Consider the following 25,339-nt stretch of genomic DNA (forward strand, 5'->3'; position numbering starts at 1 on the left):
ACTCGGGCACAATCAGCGCCATGAGCCGCGTCGTCCACCTCCACATCGGCGCCCCCAAGACCGGCACGACCTACCTGCAGGACCGCCTGATGCTCAACGCGGCCTCGCTCGCGCGGCACGGCATCGTCATCCCGTCGCCGCGCGCCGGCAGGTCCGACATGTTCCACTTCCGCGCCGCGCTCGACCTGCTCGACCAGGACTGGGGCGGCGTCCCCGGGCACGCCAAGGGCTCGTGGGACGCGATGGTGAAGCGGGTCAACCGCTCCGACGGCAACGTGGTGATCAGCCACGAGATCCTGGCCGGCGCCAAGCCCGACAAGATCGCGAAGGCGATGAACGACCTGGCCGGCAACGAGGTCCACGTCGTCTACTCCGCGCGCGACCTGGGCCGCCAGCTGCCGGCGGCGTGGCAGGAGTCGATCAAGCAGGGCCGCAAGTGGCCCTTCCGCCGCTTCCTCACCAAGGTCGAGCGCGGGCAGACCTGGTTCTTCAACGCCATGGACCTGCCGCGGGTGATGTCGCAGTGGGGCGCCAAGCTGCCGCCCGAGCGCCTCCACGTCGTCACCGTCCCCCACGACCGCGGCCCCGACGGCGACGAGCTCTGGCTGCGCTTCTGCCGGGCCTTCGGCATCGACCCGGCCTGGGCGCCGCTCGACTCCGAGCGCGACAACCGCTCCCTCGGCATCGCCGAGACCTCGCTGCTGCGCAAGCTCAACCGCCGCCTCGAGCTGGGTGTGTGGCGCGAGCCGGCCTACGACAACCTCATCCGCGAGGTCCTCGCGCAGGAGGTGCTGGTCTCGCGCACGGCCATCCCGGTGCGGCTGCCCCCCGAGCGCTACGACTTCGCCGAGGAGCGCGCCCAGGTGTGGATCGAGTGGATCAAGGGCAGCGGCGTCGACGTGGTCGGCGACGTCGAGGACCTGCGCCCGCGCCGTCCCGCCGAGGACGAGAAGTGGCGCAACCCCGATCGCGTGCGCGCCAAGCTCGAGCTCGGCGCGGCGCTCGACGCGCTCACCGTGATGACGCAGGAGGCCGCCAACCGCGCCTCCGCCGACACGGTGGGCGGCCGGCTCCGCGAGACCGCGCGTCGGCTGCGCGACCGTTGACCACGTCGACCGCGCCCGCACACGGCTGGGTCGCCCACCTGCGCGCCGGCGGTACGACGCCGTGGCTGGCGTGGCCCGGACGTGCGGACGCGGCCGGCCCGGACCGCGGCGGCCCGGAGGGGGCTCGGCTCCCGGGCGCCCAGCAGCTCGAGCTGCTGCGCCGCGTCAACCTCGCCGTGGCATCGGGCGTCCCGGCCCGGCGTGACGACGCCTTCCGCGCCCGCCTCGCGGACCGGGTCCTCACCACGACCGCGGCGGGCCGGGGCAAGGCGGACCTCCCGCTCGTCGGCCTCCCGGTGTCCTCCTTCGGCCCGCAGCCGGTCGACCCCGCGGCGGTCAGCGCGCACGAGCTGCTCCGCGTCGCGAGCGTGCTGGTCGCCGACGACCTGGTGGCCCTCGGTCCCGACCCGGTCCGCACCCGGTGGGCGCGGCCGTGGCGGCGGAGGTTCCGGCTGGTCGGGGACCCCCTGGTCACCACGGCGGCCCGTGAGCACCTGGTGGGGCGAGGCCGCCCGGAGGGTGGGCCGCGACCGTTCGTCGTCGCGGTCGGCGCCCCCCTCGACGTGATGCTGGCGCACGCCTGGGCGCAACGGTGCTTCGAGCACGGCTCCCGGCCCTGGGGCGACTGGCTGCGTTACTGGCGGGAGCGCGACCAGCTCCCGCCGCGGGTGGACCTCGACGACTCCGTGCACCGCTGGGGCGGGCGCCGGCCCTACGTGCGGGTCGTCACCGACCTCGAGCAGCTGCCCCGCCAGCTCGGCGTACGCCACCTGCCCCAGGTCCGCGTGCCGGGGGCCGAGCAGGCCGAGCTCGGACGGCGGGTAGCCTCCGTGGTGGGACTGCGGGCGCCGGTCGCCGAGCGTCCCGCCCTCATGCGGACCCTCCAGCGCCGGATCCCGGACTCCGGCGCCGCACCGGTCGGCCTGCCCGATCGTGAGCGCGCATGGGTCGCGTCGTCCGCGGCCCGGCTGACCCGCCGACTGACCCGCGCTGGCTACCCTGTCGTCGGCGACCTCGCCGACCTCGCGCCCCGCGCGGTGCCGTCCGTCACCGCGAGCGGCGTCGTCGACGACGACCGGGTCCTCGACCTGGCGATCAGGATGGTCGTCGACCCGACGTGGCGCGAGCGGGCCGCACGACAGACGGCGAGCCAGGCAGAGGGCACGGCAGAGGGCACGGCAGAGAGGCAGGTGGAGCGGTGAGCAGGCGAGTGCTGCTGCACGTGGGCTGCCCCAAGACCGGCACGTCCTACCTGCAGGACGTGCTGTTCCGCAACCAGTCCGTGCTGCGCGAGCACGACATCCTCTATCCCGCCGACCGCTTCGACGCGCACTTCCTCGCCGCGCTGGATCTGATGACGCTGCCGTGGGGAGGCATCGAGACCGAGGCGGTCGGCGCGTGGGACCGGCTCGCCGACGAGGTGCGTGCGTGGCACGGCACCTCGATCATCAGCCACGAGATCTTCGCGCGGGCCACCCCGACGCAGGTCGAGCGCGCGCTCGCCTCGCTGGGGGACGCCGAGGTCCACCTCGTCCTGTCGGTGCGGGACCTGGTCCGCCAGATCCCTGCCGAGTGGCAGGAGAACGTCAAGCACCGCAGCCACATCACCTACGCCAAGTTCCTTCGCACCATCCGCGACCCGGCCCGCGAGTCCCGCATCGGGTCGTGGTTCTGGGCGGTGCAGGAGATCCCGGACATCCTCGAGCGGTGGGGCGGCTCGCTCCCCCCGGAGCGGGTGCACCTGGTCACCCTGCCGCCCTCGGGCTCGGACCGCGGTGAGCTGTGGCGCCGCTTCTCGCGCACCTTCGGCCTCGACGACCTCCCGCTCGACCTCACCGCCGAGCGGGAGAACCCGTCCCTCGGCGTGCCGGAGATCTCGCTGCTGCGCAGCATCAACGAGCGGGTCACCTCGGTCATCGCGCCGCCGGACTACCGCCCGCTGGTGCGCGAGCTCCTCGCCCACCAGACCCTGTCCCGCAGCATGTCGTCGGCGCGGCTGGGTCTCTCGCCCGACGACCACGCGTGGGCCCAGCAGCTCTCGCGCGAGTGGGTGGCCGTGCTGGCGGAGCGGGGCTACGACGTCGTGGGCTCGCTCGACGACCTCGCCGGTCCCGACCCCGGCACGTTCGCCGACCCCGACACCGCGACGGCCGAGGAGCTGCTGGGGCCCGCCCTCGACGCCATCAGCGCCCTGCTGGTCGAGGGCGCGCGGCTGCGCGCGGTGGAGGAGCGCCTCCACGCCGAGGTCCGCGAGGCCCACGAGGAGCGCGACCGGGCCCGGATGACGCCGTCCTTCCGGGTCCGCCGCAAGGTCGTCACCACCCTCGAGGAGTCTCCGGCCGGCCGCGGGACGCTCGACGCCTACCGGCGCATGCGGGGCCGGACGTAGGGAGCGCCGTCGGTCCTCCGGCGGGCCGCTGACGGCGACTCGCTACGGTGGCCCCGTCAGCCGGGAACCCCGGCTGCCGGACGAGGGAGCCGTACCCGGACCGCGACAAGACGGCCACGAGGAGTCGTCATGGCATGGTTCGTGCTGGTCCTGGCAGGTGCGCTCGAGGCGGTGTGGGCGGTCGCGCTCGGCCGGAGCGAGGGGTTCAGCCGCCTCGCCCCGAGCCTGGTGTTCCTCGTCGCGATCGCGGCCAGCATGGCCGGGCTCGGCTATGCCATGCGCACGCTGCCGATCGGGACGGCGTACGCCGTCTGGGTCGGGATCGGTGCCGCGCTCACCGTGGCCTGGGGCATGGTCACCGGCGACGAGCCGGCCAGCCTGACCAGGGTGCTGCTGCTGTGCGGGCTCGTCGGCTGCGTCGTGGGCCTCAAGCTCGCCCACTGAGCCTGCGGCTCAGCGCTTGCGGGGCAGCAGCTCCCGGTCGGCGTAGCGGCCGATCTTCCAGGTGAGGAAGCCGTCGGCCCCGGCGCCGACCACCCCGCCGACCACGGGCACGCGGCGCGCGACGGTCGTCGCGAGCCGCTTGCCGGCGATGCGGGCGATGATGTCGGTGGCGACGACGGCGGAGATCATGCCGTCGATCGACGGGTCGTGGGCCGGGGCGGTGGCCAGCGCCATCGGGGTGGTGGGGAGCTTCTTCTTCTTGACGAGGGTCTTGACCTGCTCCTCACCGAGCAGCAGCGCGAGAATCGCGTTGCGCACCCGCGGGTCCGAGAGGTCGTGACCGCGCAGGTGGGCGATCCCGGCGACCATGCGGCACTGGAGCAGCGCCAGGCCTGCGACGTTGGCCGGGATGGTGACGGCCATCGTCACGAGCCCGCCGACGTTGGTGACGAAGCCCTGCGCGCCGGCCATGCGGACGTTGTTCTCGATGACCTCGTGGATCGCCCGGTCGACGTCGCCCTTCTGCTCGGCGAGCTGCTTGTCGGCCGCCGCCGCGGCCGGGGCCAGCGGGCCGACACCCCGGATGGCGCGGTCGAGCGCGACGCGCACGAACGTGGTCGTGAGACCCGGGGCGAGCTCGGGGATCTTCGGCGCCAGCTGGCGGCTCACGGTCTGCTTGAGGCCCATGCCCCGATCGTACGGCGAGCGCGAAGGCGCTCGTCCTGCCGACCGGGTCGCTAGCGTGGGGACCGTGCCGATCGCCCCTGCTCCGACGCCGTGGGCGTTCCCGCCGCAGGCGAGCTGGGACCCCGACGACGACCTCGTCGCGCTGGGCGCGGACCTCGAGCCGGGCACGCTCGTCGCCGCCTACGCCCGGGGCCTGTTCCCGATGCCGGTCAGCCTCGCGGGCGAGGAGCACCTCGGCTGGTTCTCGCCCGTCGAGCGCGGGGTCCTGCCGCTCGACGGCGTCCGCGTCAGCCGTTCGCTGCGGCGCTCGGCCCGCGACTTCGAGATCCGCGTCGACACCGCCTTCGACGAGGTGCTGGCCGCCTGCGGCAGCCCGGACCGCGCCGACGGCTGGATCACCTCCGACTTCGTGCACGCCTACGGCCGGCTGCACCGGCTGGGCTGGGCGCACTCCGTGGAGGCGTGGCGCGACGGCCGGCTCGCCGGCGGGCTCTACGGCGTCGGCATCGGCGGCCTCTTCGCCGGCGAGTCGATGTTCCACCGCGAGACCGACGCCTCCAAGGTCGCCCTGCTCGGCCTCGTGGAGCTGATGCGCGACCACCACGCCGAGCACCGGCTCCTCGACGTGCAGTGGCAGACCCCCCACCTGGCCTCGCTGGGCGTCGTACGACGTCCGCGCGCGGAGTACCTCGAGCAGCTCGAGCGCACCCTGCGCGTCCCGCTGCCGGAGGCCCTCGGGTTGGACGACGGGTCCGATGGGCGCGAGGCTGGACCCCGTTGACGGGACGCGACCGCGTCCCAGCGAAGGGGAACCGATGACTGCCCGTGCCTGTGTCCGCCTCACCGTGACCAGCGCCGTGCTGCTCGTCGGCGTCGTCACCGCGTCCTGCGGGGGCGACGGCGGGAGCGACGGCGGCGCCGCGGGTGGCGGCGGGAACGGCGCCGAGGACAGGGGTGCCCCCACCGGCGCGACCACGACGGAGTTCTGCGCGACGCAGACCGACTTCCTCACCGACCTCGTGCCCCGCGACACCACCCGTCCTGAGGTGCCGAGCGACGAGGAGATGGCGCAGGCGGTCAAGGCCTGGGGCGCCGACCTCGCGGAGGTCGGGACGCCCGAGGGCATCCCGGACGACGCGCGCGCCGGCTTCGAGGCGCTCGTCGAGCAGGCCGCGCAGGTCGACGCGTCGGACTTCTCGATCGAGGAGCTCGAGGAGCTCCAGGCGGGGGGTGCCGACGCGTCGGAGGAGGCGCGGAAGCAGGCCGACGCGTTCGCGACGTACCTCACCGAGACGTGCGGCAACCCCCTCGACGACATCGAGCTGCCCCAGCTGCCGGAGACGTCCGGGTCCACCGGGTGACGACCTCCCACAGCCGTGTGCCGGCCCCCGGCCCGCGCGACGCGGCCACCCGGCCGGCGCGGGGCGAGTAGGATCGCGGCGGGAGGCAGGGACATGGCGATCACGCGCGCGGGGAGGATCTGCTCCTTCTGTGGCACGCCCGGCGGCCCCGGCACCGACCTCCCGCTGATCGGCGGGCTCGGTGCGCAGGTGTGCGGGGTCTGCATCGACGACTTCCACGCGACCATCCACGACGAGGAGGCGTTGGCCGCGGCTCGCGGCAGCTTCCCGTGGGACACCATGACCGACGCGGAGGTGCTGGCGACGCTGCCGCAGATCCTCGCCTCGGCGGAGCAGAACGTCGGATTCGCGCAGGAGTGGGTCGACCTCCTGCGTGAGCGCAACGTCTCGTGGGCGGAGATCGGCCGCACCCTGGGCGTGTCCCGCCAGGCCGTCTGGGAGAGGTTCGCCCGCAAGTCCGGGGACAAGGGCGCGTCCGCGTGAGACGATCGGTGCGTCGTCAGGGTAACCTTGACGACGCGGGTGCCGGTCGGTCTTCACGGGGGTGAGTCCGACCGGCTCCCCGCCTCGTCCTGACGGCCGCCCGTCGGCTACTTGAGCAGCTTGGACAGCCGGCGGTCCGCGAGCGGCTTGCCGCCGGTCTGGCACGTCGGGCAGTACTGCAGGCTCGAGTCGGCGAAGGACACCTCGCGCACCACGTCGCCGCACACCGGGCACTTCTGGCCCGTCCGGCCGTGGACCGCGAGGTTCGACTTCTTCTCGCCCTTGAGCTCGCTCGCCGCGAGCCCGCTGGCACGGCGGACGGCGTCGCCCAACGTGCCGCGGATGGCGTCGTACAAGGTCTGGAGGTCGTCGTCCTCGAGGCTGTTGGCCGGCTTGAACGGCGACATCCGGGCCGCGTGCAGGATCTCGTCGGAGTAGGCGTTGCCGATCCCGGCCACGATGGACTGCATCCGCAGCACGCCCTTGATCTGCTTGCGGCCCTCCGCCTCGAGGATGCCCCGCAGCACGTCGATGGTGAAGGCGTCGTCGAGCGGGTCGGGCCCGAGGCGGGAGATGCCCTCGACCTCCTGCGGGTCGCGGACGACGTAGATCGCCAGGCCCTTGCGGGTGCCGGCCTCGGTGATGTCGAGGCCGGGCTGGACGTCGAGGTCGGGGTCGTCGATGACGACGCGCGCGGCGAGCGGGTTCTTGCTGTTGGGCCGCGCCGGCAGCGCGGGGACCTCGTCGCGCCAGCGGATCCACCCGGCGCGGGCGAGGTGGATCACCAGGTGCACGCCGCTGGCGTCGACGTCGAGGAACTTGCCGTGGCGGGTGACGTCGTCCACGAGCGTGCCGTGGAGGGCGTGGAGGGGCGGGTCGAAGGTCTTGAGGGCGCTGAACGCGGCCAGGTCGACGCGGCTGATCGCCCGCCCGACCAGGCGGCCACGCAGGTCCTGGACGAGGGCTTCGACCTCGGGCAGCTCGGGCACGGCTCCGAGTCTAGGCAGGAACCGCTCTGGTGGAAGCCCGTGTCGCGGGTCACAATGTCCCATGGCCCCGCAGCGCACCCCCCGGACCGGGACGGTCTTCCTCGACCCCCGCGGTGACGGGCGCTCGCTGCGCGCGACCTGGCACCAGGAGCAGCAGGTCGTCGTGCTGTCGCTGTGGCGCGACAACGTCTGCGCCGGGACGTTCCGGCTCGCGGCCGACGAGGTGCCCGACCTCATCACCGTGCTGCGCCAGGGCCTCGACGAGGCCTACGACGCCGCCCGGGAGCGGGTGGAGCGCCTCGAGCGTCCCTCGCAGGCGGGCTGACCCGACTCGCGCACTGTCCGGACGTCTACGAATGATCGTAGACAGCCGGATACGGTGACATCGTGGACCCGATCCGGAACCCGTACGCCCCCGGCGCGGGCCAGCGCCCGCCCGAGCTCGCCGGCCGCGACGAGCAGCTCGCCGCGTTCGAGGTCGTCCTTGAGCGCGTCGCCAAGGGGCGCCCGGAGCGCAGCCTCGTGCTCACCGGTCTGCGCGGCGTCGGCAAGACCGTGCTCCTCAACGCGCTGCGCGGCGCGGCGGTGCGCAAGGGCTGGGGCACCGGCAAGCTCGAGGCCCGGCCGGGACAGGGGCTGCGGCGGCCGCTGAGCAGCGCGCTGCACCAGGCCGTGCGCGAGCTGGGTCGCTCGGACGAGGACTCCGTCGACCACGTCCTCGGCGTCATCAAGTCGTTCGCCCACCGCGACGCCGGGACGGGCGCGCGGCTCAAGGACCAGTGGAGCCCCGGCATCGACGCGCCGGCGGTGCGGGGGCGCGCCGACTCGGGCGACGTCGAGATCGACCTCGTCGAGCTGTTCACCGACGTGGGCGGACTCGCCGCCGACGCGGGCAAGGGCGTCGCCGTCTTCATCGACGAGATGCAGGACCTCGGCGCCGAGGACGTCTCCGCCCTCTGCGCGGCGTGCCACGAGCTGAGCCAGTCCGGCCTCCCGGTCATCGTGGTCGGCGCGGGCCTGCCGCACCTGCCGGCCGTGCTGAGCGCCAGCAAGTCCTACAGCGAGCGGCTCTTCCGCTACCAGCGCATCGACCGGCTCGCCCGCGACGCCGCCGACCGCGCGCTGGAGGCGCCCGCCGCCGACGAGGACGCGGCGTACGACCCTGACGCACTCGCCGCGATGTACGACGCCACGGGCGGCTACCCCTACTTCATCCAGGCCTACGGCAAGGCCGTGTGGGACCTGGCGCCGGGCTCGCCCATCACCGCCGCGGACGTCGCGGTCGCCGCCCCCGAGGCGGAGTCCGAGCTCGCGGTCGGCTTCTTCGGCTCGCGCTACGAGCGGGCCACACCGGGGGAGCGCGACTACCTCATGGCCATGGCCGACGTGGCCGCCGACCAGGCAGCGGCCGGCGAGGCCGAGGGGGACGCCGTGCTGAGCTCCGACGTCGCCGCCCGGCTCGGCAAGAAGCCGCAGTCGCTCTCGCCGGCCCGCGACTCGCTGCTCAAGAAGGGGCTCGTCTACTCCGGCGAGCGGGGCCGGATCGCCTTCACCGTGCCCCACTTCGGGAGGTACCTGCGCGAGCGGGGTTAAGGGCTGTGTTTGATGGCTCGCTACGCTCGCGTGTCCGCGGCGCTGGAGGCCCGCTCGTTCGTCGTCGCGCCCGCGGCCTCCCCCGCTTCGCTCCTCCGGCCTTGGCGCTCCTCCTGCACTCCCGGGCGCGCCGCGGACATGCCCCCGCCGGCCGATGGGGTTCTCAGCGGTGAGTGGCGCAGGTTCTGACGCTCGAGAACCTGTCTCACTCACCGCTGCGGGCCGATGGGTGCTTCGAGCGGTGAGTGGCGCAGGTTCTGACGCTCGAGAACCTGTCTCACTCACCGCTGGGGGCCCGATGGGTGCTTCGAGCGGTGAGTGACGCAGGTTCTGACGCTCGAGAACCTGTCTCACTCACCGCTGCGGGCCGGGGATCACGGTCTATGCGGGCGGCTGGCGGAAGTCCCGCGGCAGGTCCTCCAGCAGCCTCAGCCAGAGCTCGGAGGCGGTTGGGTAGGACGCGACGGCGTGGCGGAGCACGTGGACGGGTACGTCGCCGGTGATCGCCACCGTCGCGGCGTGCACCAGCTCGCCGGCCTCCGGGCCCACGAAGGTCGCGCCGAGCAGCAGGCGGGTGGTCGCGTCGACCACGAGCTGCGACTCGCCGGCGACGTGGTCGCGCAGGAGCCCGGTGCCGGCGGCGGCGGAGGTGGGCACCCGCGTGACGACGACGTCGTGGCCGGCGTCGCGGGCCCCGGCCTCGGTCATCCCGACGCTGCCCACCTCGGGGTCGCTGAACACGACCTGCGGGACGGGTGCCTCGCGGTCGGGCTCCCAGGCGACCTCGCCGGAGGCGGCGGCGGCGATGCGCGCGCCCACGACGCGGGCCTGGTGCTTGCCCCAGTGGGTGAGCGGCGGCCCGCCGCTGGCGTCGCCGACGGCGTGCAGCCACTCGGGCAGCCGCCCAGAGGTGACGTCGTCCGCCGACAGCCCGACCGTGTCCAGCCCGAGGTCGTCGAGCCGCGGCGCGCGGCCGATGGCGAGCAGCAGCTCGTCGGCCTGCAGCTCGCCGTGCGAGGTGGTGAGGGTGACCGCGCCGCCGTGGATGCGGCCGGTGCCGGTCGCGGCCGGGTCGGTGCGGCGTACGCCGTCCACGGACGTGCCGAGCCGCACGGTCACGCCACGCTCGCGCAGGCCCTTCAGCACGGCCTCGCCGGCGAAGGGCTCGGTGCGGCCGAGCAGGCGGTGGTCGCGCACGACGAGGGTCACCTCGGAGCCGAGGGCGGCCATCCAGATCGCGGCCTCGCAGGCGACGACGCCGCCACCGACGACGACCAGCCGGTCGGGGACCTCGACCACGCCGGTGGCGTCGCGGGAGTCCCAGGGCAGGGCGTCGGCGTACATGTCCGGCACGTGGGCGGCGCTGCCGGTGGCGATCACCACCGCGTGGCGGGCCCGCACCAGGCGCTCGCCCTCGGCCGAGGTGACCACGACGGTGCGCTCGCCGGCCAGTCGGCCGTCGCCGCGCACGACCGCGAGGCCCGCACCCTCGGCCCAGCCGACCTGACCGGAGTCGTCGTAGCTCGAGACCCAGTAGTCGCGCCGTGCGAGGAGCTCGGAGGGGACGACCTGCGCGGTCGTGACGCCCTGCAGGTCGGCGGTGATGTCGGCGACGGCGACGGGTCGCAGCAGCGCCTTGCTCGGCATGCAGGCCCAATAGCTGCACTCGCCGCCGAGGAGCTCGCGCTCGATGATCGCTGCCGTCATGTCGGTGCCCTCGACGGCGTACTGCGCCGCGTTCTCGCCGGCCGGCCCACCGCCGATGACCACCACGTCGTGCTCGAGCTCGTCCATGCAGGGGAGCCTACGCAGGCGGGTTGGCGCGACCCTTGGCGGTTCGCCTAGGATCGGACCCGAGGGGAGTACCCCACCAACGCTCGTCGGTCACTACGGCGCCTCCGCAGGCGCCCCGGCGAACGGCCGTCCTCCGGGCGGCGGGGGAGACCTCAGGACATCCATCCTGAGGAGACCCATGTCGTCCATCGCGTCCCCCACCCTGTGGCTCGTCACCATCGGCGTGGTGCTCGCCCTGCTCGTCGTCGACTTCATCGCCACCCGCCGGCCGCACGAGGTGTCGATGAAGGAGGCCCTCGCCTGGTCGGCGTTCTACGTCGCGCTGCCGCTGACGTTCGGCCTCTACGTGTGGAACGTCCACGGCGGCGACCGCGGGCTGGAGTACTACACCGGCTACCTCGTCGAGAAGACGTTGAGCGTCGACAACCTCTTCGTCTTCATGTTGCTGCTGGCGGCCTTCGCCGTGCCCGAGGTGCTCAAGCAGCGGGTGCTGCTCTACGGCATCATCGGCGCGCTCGTGCTGCGGGCGATCTTCATCGCGCTGGGCGCTGCCGCCCTGTCCCGCTTCGACTGGGTGTTCCTGGTCTTCGGCGCCGTCCTGCTCGTCACCGGCGTCAAGATGCTCCGCGACGCGGTCCGGGGCGAGGAGCACCAGGTCGACGTCGGCGAGATGCGCCTGGTCAGGCTGATGCGCCGGGTCATGCCGGTGAGCGACGATTACGACGGCGCGAGGCTCACCGTGGTGCGTGACGGCGTGCGGGCCCTGACGCCCTTCGCGCTGGTGACGGTCGCCGTGCTCGGCACCGACATCGTCTTCGCCGTCGACTCGGTGCCGGCCGTCTACGGCATCACCGGCGACCCCTACCTCGTGTTCGTCACCAACGCCTTCGCCCTCCTGGGCCTGCGCGCGCTCTACTTCGTGCTCGAGGGTGCGCTGAGCGCGCTGGTCCACCTCAGCTACGGCCTGGCGGCGATCCTGGGCTTCATCGGCTTCAAGCTGGTGCTGCACTGGGCGCACCTGGTGTGGCCGTCGGTCCCCGACGTGCCCACGCTGACCTCGCTGTTCGTCATCGTCGGGATCCTCGCCACGACCGTCACCACCAGCCTGCTCGCCAACCGGCGGCAGCGCTCGGCGGGAGGCACGAGCGGCGCAGGCAGCACGGGCGGGGTCGACGACGCGGACGGCGTGGAGGACGAGGTCGGCGTCCGCTGACCCTGCGCCGGCGGCGTGCGTCAGCACCAGCGGCGTACGCCGTCCGGCGTGACGTCCCGGTCGCGCAGCACCACGGGCAGCAGGTCGGCGTGGGCCGCGCAGGTGCGGGCGAAGTCGCGTGCGCGGTACTCGACGACGAGCACCTGGTCGCCGTACGAGTCGACGTAGGCGCCGCACTCGTCGTAGCGGCCGCACTCCTCGGCGACCGCGAAGTCGAACCCGGCGGCGGTGCCGTCCCAGGTCGCCCAGTTCTTCTGCCCGGCGGCGAGGCCGACCCGGTGCGCGCGGTCGACGAGCAGTCGCGAGAAGGCCCTGGCGTGCCGGGTCTCGATGAGGCCCCGGCTGCGCGAGAACGAGTCGAGGTTGTCGAGCTCCACGGCGTCGAAGCCGTCCCGCGCGCAGCCGGCGATCCACCGGCCGACGATCACCGCGAGGCGCTCCCGCCTGGCCGGCGTGCGGATGTCGAGGAGCCACTCGCCCCAGGCCTCGTCGACGACCAGCCCGTCGCGGTCGGCGAGCAGGAGATGGCGCCGCTGGAGCCAGGAGCGGCGGGCGTCCGGCTGGGTCTGGAAGCCGTTGACGTAGCAGACGTTGTAGCGCCCGGGCACGGGGTCCTCGGTGCGGTCGCGCACCACGATCCCGACCCGGTCCGGCACGTCCGCCGGACCGCCGAGCTGGTAGTCGAGGTCCGTCCCGGCCGGCACGGGCGGCGGGTCGGCCGACGCCGGCGCCGCGAGCGACAGCACGAGCAGGAGCGGGGCGAGCAGGCGCACCGGGCTCACTCGCTGGCCAGCATCGTGGCGCCGAGGCCGATCATCATCGTCCCGCCGGTCGCGCTCAGGGCGTCGAGCCGGGTCGGGCGGCGGGCGAACCAGGTGCGCGCGGTGCCGGCCGCGACCGCCCAGGCGCTGTCGGACGCGACCGCGAGCACGCCGAAGACCAGCCCGAGCAGCATCGTCTGGAGGGCGACCGGACCGGCCGGGTCGGTGAACTGCGGGAGGAAGGCGACGAAGAAGACGACGGTCTTGGGGTTGGTCGCACCGACGGTGAACCCGATGCGCACCGGGTGGCCGCGGCGCACCGGGGTGCCCGCGTCCATCGCCCGCCGGGCGTCGCCGCGGTGCCGGATCGCCTGCACGCCGAGCCAGATGACGTACGCCGCGCCGGCCACCTTGACGGCGGTGTAGGCCGTCGCGCTGGCGGCGACCACGGCGCCGAGGCCGACGGCCACGAGCACCACCTGGGCCACGAGCCCGAGCGCGTTGCCGACCACCGACAGGAGCGCCTCGCGGCGACCGACCGTCAGGGCGCGGCCGATGGTGAACAGCAGGCTCGGGCCCGGGACCTGGATGAACAGGATCGAGGCGACGAGGAACGCGATCCACTGGCTGGACGACGGCATGGGACCAGTGTGGCGCCTCGCCGCAGCACGTGTCGCACCGTTTCGCGGCAGGCAAAGGCGTTGCCGGGCGCGCCGGGGTCTGGGAGACTCCGGCGCAGGGCGCCGTCCAACGCCCAGCCGACCGCGTGGCCCCAGTCCGCGCGAGGTGGCGAAGGGGAGCGGATCCTCGGGCGGTGGAGGTCCTGACCACGTCGTTCACGCCTGCTGCAGCGGCGCACTGGGGGCGCAGCGCAGTCGAAGGTGATGACGATGACCAAGGACAGTGACTTCAAGCAGGTCGTGCGGGCCCGGATGGCCGAGACCGGTGAGGGCTACGCCGCCGCCCGCGCGGCGCTCGAGGCGACGCCGCCGCCCCGCGACCCGGCGTACGACCCGGCGTACGAGGCGGCGCGCGCCGAGCAGGAGCGCCTGGTCGGGCGGCTGTTCACCGCCGGGCGCATCGAGCGCGTGCCGGCCAGGCGTAAGGTCCGCGTGGCCGTGCTGCTCGAGGTGCTGGCTCGGTTCGAGCCGGGGCGGGACTACTCCGAGCCCGAGGTCAACGAGGTGCTGCTCGCGGTGCACGAGGACTTCGCCTACCTGCGCCGCGAGCTGGTGAACTACCACTACCTGCAGCGGGAGTCGGGTCGCTACCGCACGGTCGACGCGGCGCCGGTGCGGTCGGTCGTCGAGCAGCAGGAGATCCCGGCCTGGGAGGCGCACTGGCTGCCGGGCTTCCTTGCCGGGCGCTGACGCGGCAGGCTGGGCCCATGACCAGTGGCAGCCCAGAAGGCATCGATCCCGCAGTGGCACCGTCCGGCCCGGGGTGCGTGGAGTGCGACGCGGACGGCGGCTGGTGGGTGCACCTGCGCCGCTGCGCGCAGTGCGGCCACGTCGGGTGCTGCGACAGCAGCCCGGCACAGCACGCGACCGCGCACCACGAGGCAACCGGTCACCCGGTGATGCAGAGCTACGAGCCCGGTGAGGACTGGTTCTGGGACTTCACGCGCTCGATCGGTGTGACCGGTCCCCGCCTGGCCGACCCGCAGAGCCACCCCGACGACCAGCCGGCCCCCGGTCCGGCCGGCCGGGTGCCGGAGGACTGGCGGGAGCACATCCACTGACGCTGCCCCCCAGCAGCCGTTGGCAGCTCAGCACCGTGTCCCCCCGTGGGCCGCGGTGCTGACGACGTCGGTGCCCGCAGGCACGCCTGTGTCCATGGTTCTCCACTTCGAGCGGCACCCCGGCGCATCCCCACGCGCCGAGAGCGAGTACCGCTGCTTCCGTGGAGGCTAACCAGGTCGCCGACGGAAACGACAGTGGGATGACGCGATCTACGGGAAACCCATGGGATAGCGGGCGGCCGGTCCCGGGATCGGTCTGGACCAGTGCCCCGCCCGGGCGGGTGCTCGCGTGGGTGGGGCGCGCGTCGCCTGCGCCGTGCGATGCTTCCGCGCATGCGTCGTACGCCGCGCGGCCGCCGCGCCCGTGAGGACCGCACCGTGCCGCAGGTGGTCGCCCACCGCGGCAGCAGCCACGACGCCGCCGAGCACACGCTCGCGGCCTACGTCCGGGCCCTCGACGAGGGGGCCGAGGGCCTCGAGTGCGACGTCCGGCTCACCGCCGACGGGCACCTCGTCTGCGTGCACGACCGCGACCTCCGGCGTACGGCGTCCACCGCCGGACTGGTGTCCACGATGAACCTGGCCGAGCTCGACGAGCTGGACTTCTCGTCGTGGAAGAGCCCGTGGTCCGGCCTCGACGACGAGGCTCCCGACCGCGACCCCGACGACGGCAAGGTGCTTACGCTGCGCAAGCTGCTGGAGACCGTCGCCGACTACGACCGGCACGTCGACCTGGCGATCGAGACCAAGCACCCGACGCGCTTCGGCGGCCTGGTCGAGCGGCGGCTGGTGGAGACGCTCAGCGACTTCGGGTGGGACGGACCCGGGTCGCCGGCCCGGGTGATGAGCTTCTCGCTCAACGCCGTCACGCGCGTGCGCCGGCTCGCCCCCGACCTCGAGGTCGTGCTGCTCGTCGACAAGGCCCACCACTGGCCGGTGCTTCGGCCGGTCGCCGGCGCCGACTGGGTGATCGGTCCAGGCATCCAGGCGCTGCGCGACCACCCGGGCCTCGGCAGGCACCTGGTCAAGGAGGGCCGGGAGATCCACGTGTGGACGGTCAACACCGCCGACGAGCTGCAGGTCTGCCTCGACCTCGGCGTCACCGCCGTCATCAGCGACCGGCCGGCCTACATGCTGGAGCTGCTCGGCGGATAGGTTGCCGGGTATGGCCAAGAAGTCCCGCAACCGCACCCCGTCCGCCGCCACCGCTCCCGGCGAGGTCGGCCCCCGTCAGCCCTGCCCCTGCGGGTCGGGCAAGCGCTACAAGGCCTGCCACGGCGCTGCCGGTGGCGCCGCGCCGACCTTCGTGGCCCGGCCCTTCGAGGGCATGCCGGGCGAGTGCGACGTGATCGCGCTGCGCGAGCTCGTGCCCGCGGCCACCGCCCCGCTCACGCTCAAGGACAGCGACCGCACCGTCCGCCTGGCCACGCTCCTGCCCGGCGCGGCGCCCGCGATGGTCCGCGACTCCGGCGACATCTGGCTGGGCCTGCAGGTGCAGCACTCCTACGGCAACCCGGCGCGCGACCTCGGCGCTGTGCTGGAGGCCGCGCTGGCCACCGAGGAGGCCGGGATCGTCGGCCTGATGAGCGCCCCCGGTGAGGGACCCACCCTGCAGGACCTGATCAGCGACGAGACCCTCGACATCACCGTCCACGACGGCTTCGACTACTGGATCGACGACATCCCCGAGCGCGACGCCACCATGGAGGCCGCCCTCGAGCAGGCCAACGGCGGGGTGATGCCCACCAGCCGGCTCACGTCGGTCGAGGCGGCGTACTGGACCAACGTCGGCACCAAGGAGCACCTGCGCTGGGTCATGCCGCACCCCGAGGACCGGCTCCTCGACGCGCTCGCCCGCCTCCACGCCGCCGGGCAGGACTCGGTGGCCGAGGGGTCGCGCTTCGTCGGCATGTTCCGCGCCCACGGCCTGCTCGCCCCGGTGTGGGACCTCCCGGTCGGCACGGGCGCCGAGGTCTTGGAGGAGCCCGCGAAGAAGTTCGCCGCCGACCTCGAGGAGGCCATGCAGGGCGACGAGCTCACCGCTGCCGAGCGCTCCGCCCGGGCCGGACTCGCCAACCGCCAGGTGACCATCCGGTAAGGATCGGCCCACGACTCCACCACGTGTCGAACACAACCGGGCCAACCATTGTGGATGCGCTCGCGAGCGGAGTAGTTTGGTCAGTGCCCGGTCGTTGTTGTTTCCCCCGTCAACAACGACCGGGTTCTCACATGTCCGGACGCTGCCGGCTCGGCTCGAACGGCGGCGTCGACCGCAGCGCCGACCGGACGGGCGCCCGGTGCGGCGCCCGACCGGCGGGGGTCAGTCCTCGGTGAGCGGCTCGCGGGCGACAGGGCAGCTCATGCAGCGCGGCCCGCCGCGACCGGAGCCGAGCTCGGAGCCGGCGATCCGGACGACCTCGATGCCGGCGTCCTCGAGCCGGTCGTTGGTCTCGTCGTTGCGCTCGTAGGCCACGGCGACGCGCGGGGCGAGGGCGAGGGTGTTGTTGCCGTCGTCCCACTGCTCGCGCTCGGCGGTCACCGGGTCGAGTCCGGTGTCGATCTGGTGCAGCGTGTCGATCTGCATCGCCTTGGCGGCCGCGACGAGGAAGGGCTCGGAGTCGCTCACGCTCAGCGTCAGGTCGGACTCGCCCGATCCGGGGTCGGCCATCGTCACGGTCACCGCGCGGAGCGTGTCCGCGACGTTGGGGTACATCACGACCTTGTCGACGTCGACCATCGTGCAGACGGTGTCGAGGTGCATGGTCGCCCGCTCCTGGGCGATCGGGACGGCCAGCACGGTGTGCGCGAGGTCGGCGTGGAAGACCTGGCGGGCCAGCCGCTCCACGCCCGCGGGCGTCGTACGCTCGCCGACGCCGACCGCGATGACGCCGGGGGCGAGCAGGAGGACGTCGCCGCCCTCGACGTGCTCGTTGTGCCAGCCGTGGATCTTGCGGGTGCCGGCGAAGCGCGGGTGCTCGGTGTAGATCAGCTCGGTCAGCTGCGTCTCGCGCTTGCGCGCGGGCATGGCGAGGCTGGTCACGGCGACGCGGTCGCGGACCCACACGCTGGAGTCGCGGGTGAAGAGCAGGTTGGGCAGCGGGTCGACGAGGAAGTCGTGCGGGTCGAGCAGGCTGGTGACCAGGCCGTGGCCGCCCCTGACCTCGTCGTTGCGGATGCCCGAGGTGAGCACGTCGGTCAGCTCGGCGGGGCTGAGGTCACGCAGGGCCTGGGCGAGGTAGCGGCGCATCGTGTCGCCGAGGTGCAGCCCGGACAGCGCGCTGGTGATGGCGTGGTTGCGGGCCAGCTCGCTCTCGAGGGTCTCGGTGAGCAGCTCGGTCAGGTAGAGGACCTCGACGCCGCGGTTGCGCAGCGTCTCGGCGAACGCGTCGTGCTCCTCCTGCGCTCGGCTGACCCACGGGATGCCGTCGAACAGCAGCCGGTCGTTGTTGCGCGGGGTCAGGCGCTTGAGCTCGTTGCCGGGGCGGTGCAGCATCACGGTGGCCAGGCGGCCGACCTCGCTGTCCGCGCCGTGGGGGGTGGAGACCATAGGCCGGACTCTAGCGCTGGTCCGCGGGACACGTGTCCGCGAACCTGCCCCGGGAGGTGGGGTGGCGGGGCGGCGCGCCGGACACGTGTCCGAGAAGCTGCCCTCGGCGGGCCGATGTCGGGGCAGCATCCCGGACACGTGTGCGTACGACGCCTCACGCAGCGTCCGAGAACCCCGGGAAGTGCGGCCGCCAGTCGTCCCTCAGCCGCAGCGGGACGCCGGGCATGCGCCGGGCGAGCAGCGCGCGGTGCACCCGGCGCAGCGTCCGCAGCGGGTCCTGGAAGATGCCGGCACCAGTCACGACGACCAACCGCCAGCCGTCCTCGTCCATGTCGGCCCGGCGCTCGAGGTCGTCGTCGTACTGGGCGACCAGCTCGGCGTGGAGCCTGCCGTTGTACTCCACCGCCACCCGTACGACGAGGTAGGACAGGTCGTAGCGCCGGATCACCTCGCCGGTCTCGTCGCGCACGACGGCGTTGACCACGGGCTCCGGCAGGCCCGCGAGCACCAGCAGCATCCGCAGGCGGGTCTCCATCGGCGAGTCGACGTCGGCGCGCACGAACCGAGCGGCGGCCAGCGCCTTGCGCGCGTCCTTGTGCCGGCTGCGCTCGCAGGCCGCGACCAGCTTCCCCGGGTCGATCCCGCGCCGGCGGACCAACCAGTCGCCGACCACCACCAGGTCCACCAGCCCGAGCTGGCCGCCGAGCTCGATGAACATCGGTACGTCGCCCGAGACCCGCAGGCCGCGCTCGACGACCACGCCGGACGGGTCCCCGACGTGGCAGCGCAGCCCGCGGTGGTGTCGCCGCATCTTCTGGTGCGCGACGCTCACGTGCTCGTCGGCGATCGTCGGGATCGGCGCGCCCTTGAGGCGGGCGGCCGAGGCGTGGCTCGCCCAGGCGTCCTCGTGCTGGAGCGCGAGCGCGCCCTGCACGCGCTGCACGGCGGTGGGCGGTGTCGACGCCGAGACCAGGACGTTGCGGAACAGCCGCCGGTAGCCGGGCCCGCGCATCACCTTCTCGGTGAGCCCGTTCTCCAGCCCGACGGCCCGGAGGAACGGCTGCTGCGGGTCGAAGGCCATGCCGCCAGCGTCGAGGATCCGGCGCTCGGGCGTCGGGCGTCGTCCACAGGGTCGCGCCGCGCGGCGTACACGTGTCCGAGATGTCGCCCTCGGAACGGGCGGCGGAGGGCAACAACTCGGACACGTGTCCCCGGCCAGCCCGGCCCCGACCAGCCCTGCGCCCCGGTCAGCCCCGGGCTGCCGCCCACTCCTCGCGCAGCACCGCGTACTCGTACGAGCTCGTCCACCTGCCCTTGGACCAGAAGTCGCCGACCCGGTGCACCTCGCGGCGCATCCCGAGGCGCTCGCAGAGAGCGGCGGAGCGGTCGTTGCGGGCGTCGAGGTTGGCCACGATGCGGCGCAGGCCGTAGTGCTCGAACCCGAGGCGCAGCACCGCCTCGGCCGCCTCCGTGGCGTAGCCCCGCCCGCCCTGCCCGGGGACGACCGTCCAGCCGATCTCGCCCTCGCTGAGGCCGGTGCCCTGCAGGTGCAGCATCGAGTCCCCGACGACCGTGCCCTCGTGCGTCACCACGGCCAGGCCGACGAACCGCCCGTCGCCGGGCTCGGTCCGACGACGGACCATCTCCTCGACCTCGGCGCGGTTCATCGGACGGCTCAGCAACATGCTCGTCCACTCTTCCGAGGCCCACGCCTCCACGAAGCCGTCGGCGTCGCCGGGCTCGAACGGGCGCAGCACCAGGCGCTCGGTCACGAGCGGCCACACCGGCGGGACGGGCGTGAGGAACTCCGCGCGCGGCCCGTCGACCCAGGTGTCGCGCGACGTCGGGCCGCCGAAGCGGAGCCGGTCGTACGCCGTCATCGGCAGCAGCAGCGAGTCGAGGCCGGGCACGGCGAGGACCCCGTCGACGGCCTCGCCGATCATCCCGCGGGCCACCGGGTCGTGCGGGTCGCGCCGCAGCACTTCGACCGCGGCCGCGGCCTCGGCGACGCGCTCGGTCTTCTGCTTCATCCGCACCGGGGTGACCTCGCGCAGGCAGACGTACTGTCCCGACAGGTAGCTCGCCCACTCCTGCTCCCCCGTGGCGGGGTCGTCCTCCCAGAACCTCACGAACCAGTCGTGCAGCCCGTCGAGCCCGGCGGCCACGTCGGCGAGCCGGCCGTGCGCCTCGGGCACCATCGGCGTGCCGTCGGAGAGGACGTACGACGGCAGCGGGAGGCGGCCCGCGAGCATCTCGGCCATCGCCTCGGGGGTCGCCGGCACGAAGTGCTCGCGGACGTACGCGTCGTCCTCGGCGGTCATCGGGTGCGCGCCGTTGACGGCGACGTAGCGGTCCCGGAGCTCGGCCAGGACCCGGCCGCTCAGCGTGTCATCTCCCACACGGTCAACACTGCCATCAGGACGCAGACCGTCGCACCCACGTAGTGGAGGACCGAGAGGCGTACGCGCTGCAGCAGCAGCCGCCCGACGATGACCGCCAGTCCCGAGACCGCCAGCAGCGCGCCCCAGGCGCCGATGAAGACCGAGACCGGGTCGTCGTACTTCGCGACGAGGGAGATCGTGAGCAGCTGCGACAGGTCGCCCCACTCGGCGGCGAACAGCACGAGGAACGACGTGACCACGACCCGCAGGCCGTGGGCGCCGGCATCGGCGCGGGCGGCGTACTCGTCCTCCTGCTCGGACTCCTCGGTGTCGGCGGAGCGGGCCGCGCGGAACAGGATGATCGCGCCGACCACGAACATCAGCGCGGCGACCGTGTGGATGAGCTGCTCGGGCAGGAAGGACGCGGCCTTGCCGACGCCGACCGCGACGCCGGTCTGGACGAGGAACGCCAGCCCGACGCCGATCCAGACGAGGAGCGGGCGCATCTTCGTCGACATCACCAGGGTGGCGATGAAGGTCTTGTCGGGGAGCTCGACGACGAAGATGGCGCCGAAAGCGAGGGCGACGACGAGCAGGTCGATCATGCGGGGAGTGTCGCACTGGCTGGGCGGTCACCGGATATCCGGGGACCGCCGGGGTTCCAGGTGGAGATCTCCACCACGAAGTACGGAACTCGGGTGCGAAGCACCTGCCGAGCCCGGGCTCACGCCCCCCGGAACGCGTCCGCGGGGTAGACCCCGAGCACCTTCACCTCGGTGGTGAAGAAGGCCAGCTCCTCGAGGGCGTTGCGCACGGGTGGGTCGTCGGGGTGGCCGTCGACCTCGGCGAGGAACTGGGTGGCGGTGAAGTGCCCGCCGACCATGTAGCTCTCGAGCTTGGTCATGTTGACACCGTTGGTCGCGAACCCGCCGAGCGCCTTGTAGAGCGCGGCGGGGAGGTTGCGGACGTTGAAGATGAACGTCGTCACGACCGGGCCCTCGCCGTGCGGCGCCTTCTCGAAGTCACGCGACAGCACCACGAAGCGGGTGGTGTTGTGGTCCTCGTCCTCGATCTCCTCGCGCAGCACCTGCAGGCCGTAGATGTCCGCGGCCAGCGGCGGGGCGATCGCGGCCTGGGTCGGGTCGCCGGACTCGGCCACCTCGCGCGCGGCGCCGGCGGTGTCGCCCGCCACGACCGGGGTGAGGCCGAGCTCACGGATCACGCCGCGGCACTGGCCGAGCGCGTGGACGTGGCTGTGCACGGTGCGCAGCGTGGAGATGCGCGCCTCCGGCAGCGCCATGAGGGAGAACTGGATGCGCAGGAAGCGCTCCCCCACGATCTTCAGCGACGACGTCGGCAGGAAGTGGTGGATGTCGGCGACCCGGCCGGCGATCGAGTTGTCGATGGGGATCATCGCGAGGTTGGCGTCGCCGCCCTCGACGGCCGCGAAGGCGTCCTCGAACGACGCGCACGGCACCGGCTCCCAGTCGGGGTAGGCCTGCCGGCAGACGAGGTGGGAGTTGGCGCCCGGCTCGCCCTGGTAGGCGATCCGTCGGGTCGCCACCGGCACGTCAGGCCCCGGCGCGTCGGCCTCCGTCACGTGGCGAGTCACGCCGGCGAGTCTGGCACGCCCGGCCGTGTCCGACCGGCCGTGCCCGGCACCCGAACATAGGGTGCGGGTGTGCTCGCCGAGATCCTCGCAGTGCTCGCCGTCGTCCTCGCCGCCCTGGCCTGCGTCCTCGCCGGGCTCGCCCTCCGTCGTACGCCCTCGCGCTCCACCGGCGACGGCGTCGAGGCGCTGCCCGAGGACGTGCACGGCCTGCGGCAGGAGGTCGCGGCCCTCAAGGCGGAGAACGCCGACGCGCTGCGCCACCTCTCGGTCGTGCGCTACGACGCCTTCGGCGACGTCGGCGGTCACCTCAGCTGGAGCCTCGCCGTGCTCGACGACGCCGGCAACGGCGTCGTGCTGACCTCCATCCACGGTCGCAGCGAGGCCCGGACCTACGCCAAGTCGGTGGCCGGCTGGACCTGCGAGCAGCAGCTCTCCCCGGAGGAGGAGGAGGCGATCGAGCACGCCCGTCCCTGACGGGCGGAAGGAACAAAGCGCCACGCGCCCCGGTTGCGGACCACGGAACGTCCCCGACCAGCAGCACCCAGGAGCACCCACCGTGAGCCGTCTGTTCAGCCCCGTCACCCTCCGCGACCTGACCCTCCGCAACCGCGTCTGGGTCGCGCCGATGTGCCAGTACTCCGCGGCCGACGGGGTCCCCGACGAGTGGCACCTGGTGCACCTCGGCTCCTTCGCGCGCGGCGGCGCCGGGCTCGTGCTCACCGAGGCGACCGCGGTCGTGCCGGAGGGGCGGATCTCGCCCGAGGACACCGGGCTGTGGAACGACGAGCAGCGGGCCGCGTGGTCGCGGATCGTGGACTTCGTGCACGCCCAGGGCGCGGCGGCGGGTGTCCAGCTGGCCCACGCCGGCCGCAAGGCGTCGACCTACAGCGGCTTCACCGGCGAGCGCGGTGGCGTGCCCGACGCCGACGGCGGCTGGCGGCCCGTCGGCCCCTCGGCCGAGCCCTTCGAGGGGCTGCGCCCCGACCCGGAGCCGCTGGACGCAGCCGGGATCGCCCGCGTCGTGACCGCTTTCGGTGACGCGGCCGAGCGCGCTGTCGCGGCCGGCTTCGACGTCATCGAGCTGCACGGCGCCCACGGTTACCTCCTCCACGAGTTCCTCTCCCCGCTGTCCAACCACCGCGAGGACGGCTACGGCGGATCCTTCGAGGGCCGCGTACGCCTGGTGCTGGAGGTCGTGCGCGAGGTGCGGGGCCGCGTGCCTGCCGGGATGCCCCTGCTGCTGCGGGTGTCCGCGACCGACTGGGTCGAGGGCGGCTGGACCGCCGACGAGACCGTGCGGCTCGCCGAGCTCGTGCGCGAGGCGGGCGTCGACCTCGTCGACACCTCCACGGGCGGCAACGTGCCCCGCGCCGACATCCCCGTCGAGCCGGGCTACCAGGTGCCCTTCGCCCGGCGCCTCCGCACCGAGGCCGGTGTCCCGACCGGTGCCGTCGGCCTCATCACCGAGCCGAAGCAGGCCGAGGAGATCCTGGCCGACGGGTCCGCGGACGTCGTGCTGCTGGGTCGCGAGCTGCTGCGCGACCCGTACTGGCCGCTGCGGGCGGCGTACGAGCTGGGCGAGACCGGCACCGACCTGTGGCCGGTGCAGTACCGCCGCGCCGCCCCCTGACCCCCGGGCCACTCACAGCGGCCGGGCGGTGGCTCAGCGCGGGACGCGCACCAGCAGTCGCCCGTGCACGCACTCCATCCACAGCTCGCGGCCCTCGCCGATCGAGTCGCCGTCGAGCTGGCGCGGGGTGTCGGACGAGGCCTTGATCCGGACCCGCGTGCCGGTGCGGCGGTCGAGCGTCTCGTCGACGACCGGGCTCTTGCGCAGCACGCGCAGCGCGACGGTGATCCACGACAGGAACTGCCGCGGGTGGATGATCACCACGTCGAGGATGCCGTCGTCGATGGTGGCGTCCGGCAGCAGTGGCATCCCCGCCTGGAGGAAGCCGACGTTGCCGACGACGACGGTGCGCGCGCGGTGGACCGTGGGCTCCTGGTCGTCGATCTGGATCTCCACCTTGACCGCGGGGAACATCAGCGACCGCATGCCGGAGATGACGTAGGCCACCCAGCCGATCCTCTTCTTGATGTCCTCGTTGACGCCCTCCATGATCGCGGCGTCGAAGCCCATGCCGGCCATCACCATGAAGTGGGTGTCGTCGATGGCGTCCCCGCCGACCTTGACCAGGTCGATCGCCCGGTCCTGGCCGTTGAGCGCGACGTCGACGGCGGAGCGGAGGTAGAGCGGGATGCCGAGGTTGCGGGCCAGGAGGTTGCCCGTGCCCGCCGGGATGATGCCCACCGGGATGCCGGTGCCGGCCAGCTCGGCGCAGACCTCGCGGACGGTGCCGTCGCCGCCGCAGACCATGACGAGGTCGGCACCGCTGACGGCGGCCTGCTCGGCCATCCCCCTGCCCGGGTCCTCGACGGTTGTGTACTGCCAGGCGGGCTCGGACCAGCCGGACTCCTCGGCCATCGTGGCGACGAGCGAGCGGAACTGGCCGACGTCCTCGACCTTGATCGGGTTGAGGATCACTGCCAGCCGCCGCTGGGAGGCGTACACCTCGGGCAGCGGGTCGGCCTTGGCCGCGGTCGAGCGCGGTCGCGGGTTGATGACCGCGATGGTGAGGAGCACGACGGCGGCGCCCAGCAGCGTGCCGGCCGCCACGTCGGTGGGGTAGTGGCGGCCGAGGAAGACGCGGTCGGCGCAGACCAGCAGCCACCACGCGAGGGCGACGGCGACCGCGGCGCGCCGCAGGTTGGCCTTGCGGACGAACAGCGTCGACAGGGTGATGAGGATGCCGGCGAACGCGGCGGCGGAGGACGCGTGCCCGGACGGGAAGCTGTGCGTCTCGAGGAGTCCGAGGGTGTCCTGCCACTCCGGGCGGTCGCGGGCCAGCACGAGCTTGAGCCCGGTGGTGGCGAGCGCGGTGACGAGCATGACGACCACGGCGAAGAGCGCCGCCCGGCGCTGCCCGCGCAGGAACAGCCACGCGGCCGCCACGGTGGTGAGGACCGTCATGCCGATCGTGTTGAACCCCAGCTCCACCACCCGCAGCACCTGCACGAACGGCCCGAAGTCGTCGGCCCAGTCCTCACCCGTCCGGCCCCACTGGTCGACCTGGTCGAGCGGGGACCGGTCCCCGGTCACCGCCCACGCCAGGGCGGCGAAGCCGAGCAGGCACAGCGCCGCCCACGTCAGGGGAACTCGGGGAGGGGCGTCCAGCAC

At 73.5% G+C, this 25,339-nt stretch carries 27 protein-coding genes and 1 riboswitch; of the genes, 16 read left to right on the plus strand and 11 right to left on the minus strand.

Going from position 1 to position 25,339, the window contains the following annotated elements; translation table 11 throughout:
• The first annotated feature begins 20 nt into the window (after positions 1-20).
• The 4 genes from HN031_RS07780 (at position 21) to HN031_RS07795 (ending at position 3,939) form a co-directional block, all read left to right on the plus strand.
• Complete coding sequence (locus tag HN031_RS07780) at positions 21-1,106, plus strand: hypothetical protein (RefSeq protein WP_172268531.1); 1,086 nt, start codon at positions 21-23, stop codon at positions 1,104-1,106.
• Complete coding sequence (locus tag HN031_RS07785) at positions 1,103-2,308, plus strand: hypothetical protein (protein WP_172268534.1); 1,206 nt, start codon at positions 1,103-1,105, stop codon at positions 2,306-2,308. The genes HN031_RS07780 and HN031_RS07785 overlap by 4 nt, the downstream gene beginning before the upstream one ends.
• A complete protein-coding gene (locus tag HN031_RS07790) occupies positions 2,305-3,495 on the plus strand; it encodes a hypothetical protein (RefSeq protein WP_172268537.1) in 1,191 nt (396 codons plus the stop codon). The genes HN031_RS07785 and HN031_RS07790 overlap by 4 nt, the downstream gene beginning before the upstream one ends.
• Positions 3,496-3,549: 54 nt before the next feature.
• A riboswitch (guanidine-III (ykkC-III) riboswitch) is annotated at positions 3,550-3,614 on the plus strand.
• A 10-nt stretch (positions 3,615-3,624) separates the two neighbouring features.
• The gene (locus HN031_RS07795; protein WP_172268540.1) at positions 3,625-3,939 is read left to right on the plus strand and encodes a multidrug efflux SMR transporter; all 315 of its coding nucleotides are present in this window, start codon (positions 3,625-3,627) and stop codon (positions 3,937-3,939) included.
• A gap of 9 nt (positions 3,940-3,948) precedes the next feature.
• Here HN031_RS07795 and HN031_RS07800 read toward each other — a convergent pair whose 3' ends face one another.
• On the minus strand, positions 3,949-4,626 hold the full coding sequence (locus HN031_RS07800) for an EcsC family protein (protein ID WP_172268543.1): 678 nt from the start codon (positions 4,624-4,626) through the stop codon (positions 3,949-3,951).
• Positions 4,627-4,690: 64 nt separating this feature from the next.
• Here HN031_RS07800 and aat point away from each other — a divergent pair, with 64 nt between their 5' ends.
• The 3 genes from aat (at position 4,691) to HN031_RS07815 (ending at position 6,470) form a co-directional block, all read left to right on the plus strand.
• Complete coding sequence (aat, locus tag HN031_RS07805; RefSeq protein WP_322423749.1) at positions 4,691-5,407, plus strand: leucyl/phenylalanyl-tRNA--protein transferase; 717 nt, start codon at positions 4,691-4,693, stop codon at positions 5,405-5,407.
• A gap of 34 nt (positions 5,408-5,441) precedes the next feature.
• Positions 5,442-5,987, plus strand: coding sequence for a hypothetical protein (locus HN031_RS07810; RefSeq protein ID WP_172268548.1), 546 nt, complete (start codon positions 5,442-5,444; stop codon positions 5,985-5,987).
• 93 nt (positions 5,988-6,080) lie between these two features.
• Positions 6,081-6,470 (plus strand): hypothetical protein, encoded by a 390-nt coding sequence (locus HN031_RS07815; protein WP_172268550.1) that lies wholly within the window; start codon positions 6,081-6,083, stop codon positions 6,468-6,470.
• A 107-nt stretch (positions 6,471-6,577) separates the two neighbouring features.
• Here HN031_RS07815 and HN031_RS07820 read toward each other — a convergent pair whose 3' ends face one another.
• On the minus strand, positions 6,578-7,459 hold the full coding sequence (locus HN031_RS07820; protein WP_172268552.1) for an Fpg/Nei family DNA glycosylase: 882 nt from the start codon (positions 7,457-7,459) through the stop codon (positions 6,578-6,580).
• A gap of 61 nt (positions 7,460-7,520) precedes the next feature.
• On the opposite strand from HN031_RS07820, the gene HN031_RS07825 reads away from it, so the two are divergent.
• Together HN031_RS07825 and HN031_RS07830 are read left to right on the plus strand one after the other, a co-directional pair.
• A complete protein-coding gene (locus tag HN031_RS07825) occupies positions 7,521-7,784 on the plus strand; it encodes a hypothetical protein (protein ID WP_172268554.1) in 264 nt (87 codons plus the stop codon).
• A gap of 62 nt (positions 7,785-7,846) precedes the next feature.
• The gene (locus HN031_RS07830; protein WP_172268556.1) at positions 7,847-9,052 is read left to right on the plus strand and encodes an ATP-binding protein; all 1,206 of its coding nucleotides are present in this window, start codon (positions 7,847-7,849) and stop codon (positions 9,050-9,052) included.
• A 381-nt stretch (positions 9,053-9,433) separates the two neighbouring features.
• On the opposite strand, the gene HN031_RS07835 is transcribed toward HN031_RS07830, so the two are convergent.
• On the minus strand, positions 9,434-10,846 hold the full coding sequence (locus HN031_RS07835; protein WP_172268558.1) for an NAD(P)/FAD-dependent oxidoreductase: 1,413 nt from the start codon (positions 10,844-10,846) through the stop codon (positions 9,434-9,436).
• Between the two features lie 178 nt (positions 10,847-11,024).
• On the opposite strand from HN031_RS07835, the gene HN031_RS07840 reads away from it, so the two are divergent.
• Complete coding sequence (locus tag HN031_RS07840; protein WP_172268560.1) at positions 11,025-12,059, plus strand: TerC family protein; 1,035 nt, start codon at positions 11,025-11,027, stop codon at positions 12,057-12,059.
• 20 nt (positions 12,060-12,079) lie between these two features.
• Here the strand turns inward: HN031_RS07840 and HN031_RS07845 are convergent, their stop codons facing one another.
• Positions 12,080-12,841: an endo alpha-1,4 polygalactosaminidase gene (locus HN031_RS07845; protein ID WP_172268562.1), complete on the minus strand. Its 762-nt coding sequence runs from the start codon at positions 12,839-12,841 to the stop codon at positions 12,080-12,082.
• Positions 12,838-13,461, minus strand: a complete 624-nt coding sequence (locus HN031_RS07850; protein ID WP_172268564.1) for a LysE family translocator — start codon at positions 13,459-13,461, stop codon at positions 12,838-12,840. The genes HN031_RS07845 and HN031_RS07850 overlap by 4 nt, the downstream gene beginning before the upstream one ends.
• Positions 13,462-13,710: 249 nt before the next feature.
• On the opposite strand from HN031_RS07850, the gene HN031_RS07855 reads away from it, so the two are divergent.
• The 4 genes from HN031_RS07855 (at position 13,711) to HN031_RS07870 (ending at position 16,659) form a co-directional block, all read left to right on the plus strand.
• A complete protein-coding gene (locus HN031_RS07855) occupies positions 13,711-14,190 on the plus strand; it encodes a DUF2087 domain-containing protein (protein ID WP_172268566.1) in 480 nt (159 codons plus the stop codon).
• Positions 14,191-14,207: 17 nt separating this feature from the next.
• Positions 14,208-14,561 (plus strand): UBP-type zinc finger domain-containing protein, encoded by a 354-nt coding sequence (locus HN031_RS07860; protein ID WP_172268568.1) that lies wholly within the window; start codon positions 14,208-14,210, stop codon positions 14,559-14,561.
• Between the two features lie 333 nt (positions 14,562-14,894).
• Positions 14,895-15,716: a glycerophosphodiester phosphodiesterase family protein gene (locus tag HN031_RS07865; protein ID WP_172268571.1), complete on the plus strand. Its 822-nt coding sequence runs from the start codon at positions 14,895-14,897 to the stop codon at positions 15,714-15,716.
• Positions 15,717-15,726: 10 nt separating this feature from the next.
• Entirely contained in the window at positions 15,727-16,659 is a 933-nt protein-coding gene (locus HN031_RS07870; RefSeq protein ID WP_172268574.1) for a DUF5926 family protein, read from the plus strand.
• A 222-nt stretch (positions 16,660-16,881) separates the two neighbouring features.
• On the opposite strand, the gene HN031_RS07875 is transcribed toward HN031_RS07870, so the two are convergent.
• From HN031_RS07875 to HN031_RS07895, 5 genes are all read right to left on the minus strand, one after another.
• The gene (locus HN031_RS07875; RefSeq protein WP_172268577.1) at positions 16,882-18,108 is read right to left on the minus strand and encodes an arginine deiminase; all 1,227 of its coding nucleotides are present in this window, start codon (positions 18,106-18,108) and stop codon (positions 16,882-16,884) included.
• Positions 18,109-18,262: 154 nt separating this feature from the next.
• Positions 18,263-19,189, minus strand: coding sequence for a hypothetical protein (locus tag HN031_RS07880; protein ID WP_172268580.1), 927 nt, complete (start codon positions 19,187-19,189; stop codon positions 18,263-18,265).
• A 166-nt stretch (positions 19,190-19,355) separates the two neighbouring features.
• On the minus strand, positions 19,356-20,507 hold the full coding sequence (locus HN031_RS21040; RefSeq protein WP_216652081.1) for a GNAT family N-acetyltransferase: 1,152 nt from the start codon (positions 20,505-20,507) through the stop codon (positions 19,356-19,358).
• Positions 20,489-21,094 (minus strand): TMEM165/GDT1 family protein, encoded by a 606-nt coding sequence (locus HN031_RS07890; RefSeq protein ID WP_172268583.1) that lies wholly within the window; start codon positions 21,092-21,094, stop codon positions 20,489-20,491. Before HN031_RS07890 ends, HN031_RS21040 begins: the two co-directional genes overlap by 19 nt.
• 119 nt (positions 21,095-21,213) lie before the next feature.
• A complete protein-coding gene (locus HN031_RS07895; RefSeq protein ID WP_172271442.1) occupies positions 21,214-22,053 on the minus strand; it encodes a prephenate dehydratase in 840 nt (279 codons plus the stop codon).
• Positions 22,054-22,170: 117 nt separating this feature from the next.
• Between HN031_RS07895 and HN031_RS07900 the strand changes: the two genes are divergently transcribed.
• Positions 22,171-22,575: a DUF4446 family protein gene (locus HN031_RS07900; RefSeq protein ID WP_367650691.1), complete on the plus strand. Its 405-nt coding sequence runs from the start codon at positions 22,171-22,173 to the stop codon at positions 22,573-22,575.
• A gap of 91 nt (positions 22,576-22,666) precedes the next feature.
• A complete protein-coding gene (locus HN031_RS07905) occupies positions 22,667-23,731 on the plus strand; it encodes an NADH:flavin oxidoreductase/NADH oxidase (RefSeq protein WP_216652295.1) in 1,065 nt (354 codons plus the stop codon).
• Between the two features lie 33 nt (positions 23,732-23,764).
• On the opposite strand, the gene HN031_RS07910 is transcribed toward HN031_RS07905, so the two are convergent.
• Complete coding sequence (locus HN031_RS07910; protein WP_367650692.1) at positions 23,765-25,339, minus strand: YegS/Rv2252/BmrU family lipid kinase; 1,575 nt, start codon at positions 25,337-25,339, stop codon at positions 23,765-23,767.

Source organism: Nocardioides sp. zg-1308 (assembly GCF_013155375.1).
In the GTDB taxonomy this organism is placed as follows: Bacteria; Actinomycetota; Actinomycetes; order Propionibacteriales; family Nocardioidaceae; genus Nocardioides; species Nocardioides renjunii.